Genomic DNA, 10,713 nt, shown 5'->3' on the forward strand with positions numbered 1-10,713 from the left:
AGCGTAGTCCCGGCTTATGCGCGCACAGCCTCCCAGCACTCGAGCAGCGCCGCGACGCTCGCGCGCACGTCGTCCTCCGTGGTCGCCTGGTCCGACACGGAGATCCGCATCGCGGGCCTGCCCTTCCAGACCGTGCCCCCCGCCCACATGGTCCCCTCGCGCTGCGCCGCCTCGATTACGGCGGCCGTCACGGCATCGTCCCCCCGTCCGCCGGGCGCGGAGCCAAAGGCGACCATGACCTGGTTGAGGGCCACGGGCGCGAGCACCTCGACGCCCGCATCGCACAGGAGCGACGCGAAGAGACGCGCGCGGGCGCACGTGCGGTCGATGAGATCGGCGACGCCGGAGCGGCCGTTCGACGCGAGCATCGCCCACGTCTCGATGCCGCGGGCGCGCTGCGACATCTGCAGGCCCAGGCTCATGAGCGGGCGCGCGTCCCCGCTCGCGACGTAGGCGGCGCTCATGGCCGTCGTGCGCTCGAGGTCGGCGCGCTCGCGGACGATCGCGATGCCCGAGTCGTACGGGACGTTGAGCCACTTGTGGGCATCGGTGCCCCACGAGTCGGCGAGAGCGGCGCCCGCCACCTGGTGGCGCAGCAAGGGCGAGGCGGCGGCCCACAGCCCGAACGCGCCGTCGATGTGCACCCAGCCGCCGCGCTCGCGCACCCCGGGGATGATCGCCTCGAAGGGGTCCGAGGCCCCCGTGTTGACGTTGCCGGCCTGCAGCACCACGAGCGTGAGGTGGTCGGTGTCGGTGGGGAAGCGCGCCGCGTCGATCGCGCCGGTCGCGTCCGTGGGGACGCGCTCGATCCGGTCCACTCCCAAGCCCGCGAGCCGCAGGGCCTTGAGTGCGGAGACGTGAACCTCCTCGCCGGTGATGACGCGCAGCGCGGGTGCCCCGAAGAGCCCGTCCGCGTTGACGCTCCACCCCGCGCGGGTGAGCAGCGCGTCGCGGCCCGCGAGGATGCCGGTGAGGTTTGCGAGGGTCGCTCCCGGGGTGAACGTCGCGGTGGCCGTGGGGGGCAGGCTCAGCAGGTCGAGCACCCAGCCCGCCGCGACCTCGTCCAAGGTGGAGGCGACGGGCGACATCACGGGCAGTGCGGGATTCTGGTCCCACTGGCCCGCGAGCAGGGCCGCGGCGCCCGCGGCGTTGTCGACGCCGCCGTTCACGAACCCGAAGAAGCGGCCCTGTGCCTGCGCGACGGTCGCGGGGGAGCCGAGCGTGTCGAGCTCGACGAGCACCTCGCGCGCGTCGCGTGGGCCGTCCTGCAGCGGCCGGCGGAACGCGTCGAGCGCGGCGACCGCCTCCGGATCAGGCGCGATGGGACGATGCCTGGCGCCGGCCACGTACGAGGCCGCCCGTCGCGCCGCCTCCGTGATGAGGCCGATGCGCTCGCGGGCGAGGGCCAGGGAGGTCGGGTTGGTGAGGGCGCGGTCGAGGGTGGCCCGCGGTGCGGCGCCGGGGCGGGCCAGATCGGTGAGGGACATGCCAGCATCCTCGTGTCGAGTGGCCCCCGTGGACCAGGGCCAGTTCGGGAAGTCATGGCCCTTGGCAGAAGGTGCCAGTTCGGGGTGAGATGGACCCATGCGCACCACCGCCGACCAACTCTCTGGCGTGCTCGACCACTGGAAGTCGGGCACGGGACCGCTGTACCAGCAACTCGCCGACGCGATCGTGTCTCTCGCGGAGGCGGGCTCCCTCGAGCACGGCGCGCGGCTGCCGTCGGAGCGTGCCCTCGCCGTCCAGCTTCACCTGTCGCGCAACACCGTGACCGCCGCGTACCAGCGGCTGCGCGATCAGGGGTGGCTCGAGGCCTCTCCCGGCTCCGCGCCGCGGTTGGGGATGCGCTCTCGCGGGGTGTCCGCGCTCACGGCCCAGGATCGCTTCTCGAGGATCCTTGTGGGGCAGCAGGAGCCGCTCGTCGCGCTCAACACCGCGTCGCCGCCGCCCGCACCCGCGGTGTCCGAGGCGCTGTCGCGGCCCGAGGAGTTCTTGGGTGCGATCGCGGCCGTGGGCAACGGCTACGCGGCGCTGGGGGACCGGGATCTCACGCTCGCGGTGACGGATCACCTGCGCGCGCTTGGCATCGCGGCGCGGCCCGACGAGGTCGTCATCACGTCGGGTGCGCAGCAGGCCCTGTGGCTCGCGGTGACCGCGCTCGCGAGCGCGTCGACCCCGGTGGCGCTCGAGGCGATCACGTATCCGGGTGTCTTCGACGCGATCCAGGCCGCGGGCTCTCGGCCCCTCGCGCTGCCCATGAGCGACACCGGCCTCGACGTCGAGGGAGCGGCCAAGCTGCTCCGCGCCGCGCAGCCCGACCTCGCGTATGTGACCACGTTCAACAACCCCACGGGAACCGCGCTGCGCGACGGCGACGCGGTGCGCCTGCTCGAGGCCGCGGCAGCGGCGGAGACCACGGTGATCGACGATCGCATCATCGGCGACCTCGCGCTCGACGGCTCGCGGCCGCGCCCGTTCGCGGCCCTGGGCACGCGTGCGTCGGTGGTGACCATTGGGGGTCTGTCCAAGGTCTTCTGGGGCGGGCTGCGCATCGGCTGGCTGCACACCAACGCGACCCTGGCCGCCCAGCTGCGTCACCGCCGCGCCGCGATGGACCTCGGCAGCCCGGCGCTGTTCCAGCGGCTGGGCGCGCGGCTGCTGCGCGAGCACTTCGAGGAGACGCTCGCGTGGAGGATCGAGACTCTGCGCGAGTCACTCGGGGTCGCGCGCGAGGCGATCACGGAGGCGGGGCTCGACTGGGAGTACGTCGAGCCGGCCGGCGGACCGTCGCTGTGGGTGCGCCTGCCAGGAATGTCGGCGGAGCGCTTCGCCGAGCGGGCCGAGCGCGCGGGCGTGCCCGTGGTCGCCGGATCGGCGTTCTCGGTGGTGCCTGGGTCGGGATCGGATCGCTTCCGGCTGCCCATCTACCTGCCGCCCGAGCAGATCCGGCTGGGGATCAAGGTGCTCGCCGAGCGCGCGGCCTGAGGACTCGCCGCCGCCCGCCACCCCCACCTCCCCTTTTCGCAAGTCACACATCTGGCGACAGGTGGAGCGCGAATCACGCACGAATCGCGAGACACCGGTCCTCAGAGGTGTGACTTGCGGGGGGTCGCGCGGGTGGGGGTCCGGGGCCGGTGGGCGCGGGTGCGGCTGCCCCTAGGCCCCCGCGAGACTGACGGAGCGCAGCCGCGACTCGGGCTCGAGAGAGGGGTGCACGGTGATGAGCTCGTCGGCGCGGGCCGCGGCTGCGAACTCCTCGAGCCCCGCGCGCACCTGCTCTGGGGTGCCGACCGCAGCCTTCGACATCATCGCCGCGATCCCCGCGCCCTGCTCGGTCGTGAGGAACGCGTCGATCTCCGCGTCGCTGTAGTCGCGCGCCGCGGGCCCCCGCGCAAGGAGCGACCTCACGCGGTACCGGCGGGCGGCCTCGAACTCGGCAACGGCATCGGCCTCATCCTCCGCCGCCACCACGTTGACGCCCGCGATGACGTGCGGCTCGGGGTGCGCCTCGCTGGGCGTGTAGGTGCCCCGGTAGAGCGCGACGGCCTGCTCGAGGGCCTGTGGGGCGAAGTGCGAGGCGAACGCGAAGGGCAGGCCGAGCTGCGCCGCGAGTTGGGCGCCGAACAGCGACGAGCCCAGGATGTACAGCGGCACGCGGGAGTGTGCGCCCGGTGTCGCGGTGAGGCCGTCGGGACGGGAGTCACCCGCGAGCAGCCCCTGCAGCTCGACCACGTCCTGAGGGAAGCGATCCGAGGCGTCAGGGGTGCGCCGCAGCGCCGCATAGACGGCCCGCTCGCCGCCGGGTGCCCGGCCCAGCCCCAGGTCGATGCGGCCCGGGTGCAGCGCCGCGAGCGTGCCGAACTGCTCCGCGACCACGAGCGGCGAGTGATGCGGAAGCATGACGCCGCCCGCGCCGAGCCGGATGGCCGAGGTGTGGGCCGCGACGTGCGCGATCACCACGGCGGGTGCGGACGATGCGATGGTGGGCATCCCGTGGTGCTCGGCGTACCAGACGCGGCCGTAGCCGGCGGACTCGGCGGTGCGGGCGAGCTCGACCGAGTGGGCGAGGCTTTCCGCGGCGGTGCCGCCGGGGCGGATGAAGGCGAGATCGAGCAGGGACAGGGCGACGGGCATGGCGGCCTTTCGGGCGGGGAGGGTGATGCTCCCTCAACGCGCGAGACCCCCGTGGGTATGCCCGGGGAGGCGCGGCGATGCCGCGACGATGCGGCGGGGTCTACGACCCGTCGCGCTCGCCGGTGACCTCCGCCGCGCCCGCGGCGACCTCGTCCGCGGTGCCGTGTGTGGCATCGTCCAGTCCCCTCGACCGTCGCACCCGCACGGTCACTACGTGAATCGCGCCGGCGAGCGCGAAGGCGCCCACGAAGAGCAGCAGCGCGGCGACGGGGTTCTCCATGAGGGTCGGGTCGATCACCATGACCGCAGCCAGCACCAGCATGGTCACGCCCGCGATGAGCTTGAGCAGCTCGCCGTGCTTGTCCTGCATCTTGGTGGCGCGCATGGTCGCGACGGCGATACCGAACACGATGAGCTCGTCGAGCAGGAACGGGATCATGTAGGCCACAAACAGCAGGCCGGTCTGCGCGGGACCCACGTCGTTGGCCTGCAGCAGGCCCGTCCACAGCACGGGGAAGCCCGCCGTGCACGGGGTCTCGAGGAGCGACACACCCACCGCGAGCACCACTGTTGCGCCCAACGCCGGCAGCAGCGCCTTCTTGCCCGCGGCCTCACGCATGCGCCGGTAGATGCCGGGCTTAGCGGAGTCCGAGATCGTGAAGGACAGCCCCTTCTTGAAGGCGAAGTAGTCCTTGACCGACACGATGCCGAACACGCCGGCGACCAGCGCGACCACCACCTGAATCCAGCCCAGGAAGCCCACCACCGTGAGCGCCGAGTAGAACGCGGCCATGTAGAGCGCGTACATCGCGGCCGTGACGGTGAGGAACGTGGTGCCGATCGCGATGACGCGGCGGCGGTTGTTGGTGCGCAGCACGATCGTCAGCAGGACCGAGATCACCCATAGCGAGCACGGGTTGATGCCGTCGACAAACCCGATGATGAGGGTCGAGACCAGCAGCGACTTGTCGCCGAGCGAGACGTCGCCGACGAGGGGCACCTCGATGAGCGTGCCGTCGTCCTCGACGGTGCAGATGCCCTCCTCCTGCGAGCACGTGCCGGCGCCCGCGGTGCCATAGACGCCCGGTCGCGGCGCCTCGCCGCGGTCGACCTGCGCGAGTGCGGCGGCGAGGTCCTGGGAGATGGGGTCCGTCCAGCCGATCCAGATGCGCTCGCCCACGATCGTCGTGGGCACTGACCCGGCCTCGAAGTCCATCTCCTCGCCCACGCGGGCGAAGAGGTCGCGGTTCGCGGCGTCGTTCCACACCTCGAGCTGCACGATCTCGAGGTCCGGATACTGGCTCGCGACGCGCTCGAGCCACTCCTTCTCCTCGGCGCAGTTGGGGCAGCCGTCGCCCCAGAACAGCACGAGGTCTGCCTCGGGGAGGGACGATGCCTCGGTCGGGTCGGCGACGTCGGTGGTGGCCGTCCCGGCGACGGTGGCGGGTGCGGCGGTCCACGAGGTGGCCTGGGCGGGTGCGGAGACGAGGAGGAGCCCGCCCAGCACCGCCGACCCGAGCACGAGGAGGCGTGGCAAGCGTGCGGCGGCGTGCATGGAGTCTCCTCGGGGTCGGCTTCGGCCGGTGCCAGGTTAGGCGTGGACCCCGCCCGCGGCGTGGGCAGTTGGTCCCGTGGTGTGGGCGCTGAGGGGCCGCGGGCGCTACGGTCGAGGCAGCGGGTCCCAGGACCGATGCGGGGCGGGGGAGGAGCGACGATGCTGCTGTTCTACGTGGACGAGTCGGGCGGGACCACGATGGGCGGCTCGCTCGCGCCGCTGGTCGAGGGGCGCACCCACGTGCGCGATCTCTTCGCGCTCGCGGCGGTGGGCATCCACGACTCGTCGCGGGAGCCGCTCGCGGAGGAGCTGGTCGCCGTCAAGGCTCGCCACTTTGGCGAGGGCGCCGTCGCGCGCGCGTGGGGCGAGACGGAGATCAAGGGGCGCAACCTCGCCGAGGCCGCGCGGGCGCGCGAGGGTCACGCGCCGCGAGACCTACCCGCAGGCTATGCGGCCGTCGCGGATCCGGCGAGGCTCGGCAATCTGCTGCGCGACCTGGGGCAGCTGTTCGCGAAGTTCCGCCCACTGGTCTTCACGGTGATCGTCGACAAGCGGGCCCTGCGCGCGATCGACCCCCTCGCGAGCCCTCTCGGCATCGCGTACGCGCGCCTCTACGAGCGCGTCGCTCAGACGCTCGGCAGCGTCAACAGGGGTGAGGGGGCGATCTTTGTGGCCGACCGCCAGGATGAGCACGAGGCGTACTTCGACTCGGGCGCGATGCACCACGTGCGTCGCGAGATGGCGTCCAAGGGCGTCAACCGCCCCAACTTCAACCTCGTCATCGACAAGCCGGTGTGGATCGACCCGACCCTCAGCACGTGGGATCGCGAGCTCATCCAGCTGCCCGACCTCGTGGCCTTCGCGGTCCGGGCCTGGTATGCGCACGGCCGCCCGCCCGCGGCGCGGCACTATCTGTGGGACAAGATCGAGCCGTGCTTCGCCGCGCACTGGAACACCACCAAGGCGCAGGGCGGCGGCATCATGGTCTACCCGGACCCCGGCAGGTATCCGCCGGTGCGGTGAGCCTGCGGGTCAGGCGCGGCGCAGTCGCGCCATCCACTGTTCGATCGCGTCGACCTCACGGGGGAGCGCCGCGGACAGGTTTTCCGCCCCGTCCTCGGTGACCAGGACATCGTCCTCGATCCTGATCCCGATCCCGCGCAGCTCCGCGGGCGCCGCGAGGTCGCCCTCCTGGAAGTACAGGCCGGGCTCGATCGTGAAGACCATGCCGGGCTCGAGGACGCCCTCGAGGTAGAGGTCGCGCTTGGCCTCGGCGCAGTCGTGGACGTCGAGACCCAGGTGGTGGCACGTGCCGTGGACCATCCAGCGTCGGTACAGCTTGGACTCCGGGTCCTCCTGCGCGGGGGCGATGCCCCACTCGGTGAGGCGCTGCTCGATGACCTCCATCGCCGCGAGGTGAACGTCGAGGAAGCGGATGCCGGGCCTGACGATGGCGAAGGCCGCATCGGCGGCCTCGAGCACGATCTCGTAGACCCTACGCTGCGTCGCGGTGAAGGTGCCGTCGACCGGCAGCGTGCGCGTGATGTCCGCGGTGTAGAGGCTCTCGACCTCGACGCCCGCGTCGAGCAGCAGGAGGTCACCCGCACGCACCTGGCCCGTGTTGGAGATCCAGTGCAGGGTGGTGGCGTGCGGGCCCGAGGCGGCGATGGTCTCGTAGCCCACGCCGTTGCCCTCCTCGCGCGCGTGGCCGTCGAAGGTCGCCTCGATCACGCGCTCGCCGCGCTTGTGGCCGATTGCGCGCGGCAGCTCGGGGACCACTCGCTCGAAGCCCGCGATGGTCGCGTCGACAGCGTCGCGCAACTGCTGGATCTCGTACTCGTCCTTGACGAATCGCATCTCGGACAGCGCGACCCGCGCCTTCTTGCTCGGCTGATTCGCGGTGCGCACGCCCTTCGGGAGGTCCGCCAGCGCCCTCGTCTCGATGCCGGTCATCGCGGCAAACTCCGCGAGGCCCGGGCGGCGCCCGATCCAGAACTCGCCCGCCGCGGGGTCCGAGTAGAAGCCCTCGTCCCCCGGCTGCGCGGGCGGGATGAGGTACAGCGTGACGTCGTGCCCCTCGCCCTCGCGGGGCTCGAACACCAGGATCGCGCCGGGCTCGCGGTCGATCCCCAGGCCGGTGAGGTAGGTGAAGTCCGACGACGGGCGGAAGCGATAGTCCGTGTCGTTGGCGCGGGTCTTCAGGGTGCCGGCCGGCACCACGATGCGTTCGCCTGGGAAGCGTGCGCTCAGCCGCGCTCGCCGCTCGGCGGCGTAGGGCGCGGCCGCGATTCGCGTCACCTCGACGTCCTCGTGTGGCGCCCAGTGCTCGCCCATGAAGTCCTTGAACTCCTGCGTGGAGGGGCGGGTGGTGCGGGCCTTGTTGGTCTGGACCTTGTCGTTCACCTCGCCATGCTCCCACGGCTCGGGCGGGGGACGAATCGTGCGAAGGGGACGGATTGCATCGTCCCTGGTCATGGTCGTGTTGCAATCCGCGCCAGGATGCCTAAAACGGCCGCGGCGAGAGCCGGTGCGGCCATAGGATCATCGTGGCCTCACGGCCGTCCCCGACCCTGAAGGAGAGCACAGTGCTCGCACGCATCACCTCCGCCGTGGCGGCCTCGCTCGTCGCGGCGACGCTCGTCGCGACGCCCGCGGGTGCCGTCCCCCGCCCATCGCTTCTCGACGAGGCACAGGCCCTCGCCGCCGAGGCCCGGACCGCCGTCGACGCCGTCAACGCGGCATACGTCGCCCGCGACGTCGACGTGCTGCTCGCCAGGGCTGCCGAGGTCGACGCGGCCGACGCCGCCCTCGAGGACCTGCTCGCCCAGGCGCAGGCCGCGGTTGCCGACGCCGACGCCGCCGCGGACAACGCTCGGGACGTCGTCGAGGCCGCCGAGGTGGACGTCGACCAGTACGCGCTGCTCGATGCCGAGGTCGTGGCCGCCCAGACCGAGTACGACGACGCGGTGGCCGCGCTCGCAGCGATCGATGTGACCATCGCCTCGCTTGGGGCTCAGCTGGCCGCGACGCCCGCGACGATCGCTGGACCCCCGATGTGCTTTCCCGATGCCGTCGTCGGGACGATATGCCTCCCGGGTATGTCGATGCCCAACCCGACGTACACGTCGCTGCAGATACAGGTCGGAACCGCACAGGCGAACCGCGTGAGCGCGCAGGCTACGCTCACCACTGCGTCGGACACCCTTGGCGATGCGATCGCGGCGCGCGACGTCTACGCGGGTGCCGCCGACGCTCTCGCAGTCGCGATCGTGACCCGGGACTCCGTCGTGATCGTGGCCGCAGCCGCCGCGGATGAGCGCGACGAGATCACGAACCTGCACCACGAGGTGCACTGGCTCGCCGGGGAGGTCGCGGACCGCCGTCTCGATGCTGCGGACCTGGTCGCGTTCGAGGAGTCTGCCGGCTGGACGTTCGGTGAGCCGAGCGAGGCCTCCGCGGGCGACACGGTCCGCCTCGAGTTCTCCCTGGTGAACACGGCGGCGTTCCAGCTGTTCGACGCCACGGTCGCCGTGGTCGAGCCCGCTGGACTCGACGCGACGTGCGACATCACGGATGGCACGATCGCCGCCGGCGAGGCGGTCTCCTGCACCGTCGACTACACCGTCACGAGCGCCGATGCGGCGCGCGGTTCCGTCGACATCACCGTCGAGCTCACGGGCTTCCTGCCGATCGGTCCGGGCAACCCGCGCGCCGCCGCGGTTGCCAATGGCACCGAGGTCACGGTGGCGCAGACCTTCTCGTTCGACGTCGCTGCCGCGGCTGTCGTGGACGAGGAGGAGGACGTGGTGACCGACACCGCCCCCGTGCGGGACCGGGACGCCACGGTCGCCGACGAACTCTCTGACACCGGCGCCGAGTCCCTTCCGCTCCTGGTGGTGTCTGCATCGCTCATTGCGGCAGGCGCGCTGCTCGTGTCCCGCCGCCGCGCGCGGGCGTAACCCGAGCATCGTCCCCACGAAGGCCGGGTCCCGTGCGGGGCCCGGCCTTCGACGTGCCTAGGCTGGTGACGTGCGCATCGACCTCCACACCCACTCGTCCGTCTCGGACGGCACCGGCACGCCCGCGCAGGTGATGCGCGAGGCCGCGGCCGCGGGACTCGACGTGGTCGCGCTCGCGGACCACGATTCGACCGACGGCTGGGACGAGGCCGCCGCCGAGGCCGACCGTCTGGGGCTCGGCTTCGTGCCGGCAATCGAGGTGTCGGCACGCGACCGGTGGGTCTCGATTCACATGCTCGCGTACTGGCCGCGAAGGAACGATGCTGGCCTCGCCGAGATCCTGTCGCTCACCAGGGAGGCCAGGCTGGGGCGCGCGCGGTCCATGGTCGAGAAGATCGCGATCGACTACGAGCTCGCGTGGGAGGACGTGGTCGAGCAGGCGGGTGGCGCCGCGACGGTGGGGCGGCCCCACATCGCCGATGCGCTCGTGGCGCGCGGTCACTTCCGCGTGCGCGACGAGGTCTTTGTCGAGGTGCTGCACAACAGTTCGCCGTATTACGTGCCGCACTACGCTCCGGACGTTCACGATGCCGTGCGAGCCATCCGCTCGGCGGGAGGTGTGCCGGTCTTCGCTCATCCAGGGGCCCACGCGCGGGGGCGGGTCGTGTCCGACTCGGTGATCGCGTCGCTCGCCGCGGCGGGGCTCGCGGGGCTCGAGGTGGACCACCGGGACCACGACGCGAACCAGATCGAGCGGCTCGGCGAGCTCGCGGAGCGTCATGGGCTCATCCGGACGGGGTCGTCGGACTATCACGGCATGGGCAAGCTCAACCGGCTGGGCGAGAACCTCACGTCGGAGGCGGCCTTCGAGGCGCTGGTGGCGCAGCGCGGGTAGCGGAGGCGGAGTGCGTGGCTGGGGCTGCGGCGACACCGAGCCCCACGGCAGAAGGGGGGGGGCCCCCCCGGGGCCCCCCCCCAAGTTGCAATATATTGGATAAATCCCCCCGGCGTTGGAATGTACGCCCGCGCACCCCCCCCCCCCGCCCCCCCCCACGCGCCGCGACC

General features: G+C 72.1%; 8 protein-coding genes. 4 read left to right on the forward strand and 4 right to left on the reverse strand.

Going from position 1 to position 10,713, the window contains the following annotated elements:
* Nucleotides 1–14: 14 nt before the first annotated feature.
* Nucleotides 15–1,487 (reverse strand): pyridoxal phosphate-dependent decarboxylase family protein, encoded by a 1,473-nt coding sequence (locus ABEA62_RS12170; RefSeq protein ID WP_345380343.1) that lies wholly within the window; start codon nt 1,485–1,487, stop codon nt 15–17.
* A 97-nt stretch (nt 1,488–1,584) separates the two neighbouring features.
* On the opposite strand from ABEA62_RS12170, the gene ABEA62_RS12175 reads away from it, so the two are divergent.
* Nucleotides 1,585–2,985 (forward strand): aminotransferase-like domain-containing protein, encoded by a 1,401-nt coding sequence (locus ABEA62_RS12175; RefSeq protein ID WP_286215139.1) that lies wholly within the window; start codon nt 1,585–1,587, stop codon nt 2,983–2,985.
* A 171-nt stretch (nt 2,986–3,156) separates the two neighbouring features.
* Here ABEA62_RS12175 and ABEA62_RS12180 read toward each other — a convergent pair whose 3' ends face one another.
* Nucleotides 3,157–4,134 (reverse strand): LLM class flavin-dependent oxidoreductase, encoded by a 978-nt coding sequence (locus tag ABEA62_RS12180; protein WP_286215141.1) that lies wholly within the window; start codon nt 4,132–4,134, stop codon nt 3,157–3,159.
* A gap of 100 nt (nt 4,135–4,234) precedes the next feature.
* A complete protein-coding gene (locus ABEA62_RS12185; protein ID WP_286215143.1) occupies nt 4,235–5,689 on the reverse strand; it encodes a thioredoxin domain-containing protein in 1,455 nt (484 codons plus the stop codon).
* A gap of 159 nt (nt 5,690–5,848) precedes the next feature.
* Between ABEA62_RS12185 and ABEA62_RS12190 the strand changes: the two genes are divergently transcribed.
* A complete protein-coding gene (locus ABEA62_RS12190; protein ID WP_286215145.1) occupies nt 5,849–6,712 on the forward strand; it encodes a DUF3800 domain-containing protein in 864 nt (287 codons plus the stop codon).
* 9 nt (nt 6,713–6,721) lie between these two features.
* On the opposite strand, the gene ABEA62_RS12195 is transcribed toward ABEA62_RS12190, so the two are convergent.
* On the reverse strand, nt 6,722–8,092 hold the full coding sequence (locus ABEA62_RS12195; protein WP_286215147.1) for an aminopeptidase P family protein: 1,371 nt from the start codon (nt 8,090–8,092) through the stop codon (nt 6,722–6,724).
* A 182-nt stretch (nt 8,093–8,274) separates the two neighbouring features.
* On the opposite strand from ABEA62_RS12195, the gene ABEA62_RS12200 reads away from it, so the two are divergent.
* Complete coding sequence (locus ABEA62_RS12200; protein WP_286215149.1) at nt 8,275–9,648, forward strand: DUF7507 domain-containing protein; 1,374 nt, start codon at nt 8,275–8,277, stop codon at nt 9,646–9,648.
* A gap of 70 nt (nt 9,649–9,718) precedes the next feature.
* A complete protein-coding gene (locus tag ABEA62_RS12205; protein WP_286215150.1) occupies nt 9,719–10,543 on the forward strand; it encodes a PHP domain-containing protein in 825 nt (274 codons plus the stop codon).
* Nucleotides 10,544–10,713: the final 170 nt, after the last annotated feature.

This window comes from Demequina sediminis (genome assembly GCF_039545075.1).
GTDB lineage: Bacteria > Actinomycetota > Actinomycetes > Actinomycetales > Demequinaceae > Demequina > Demequina sediminis.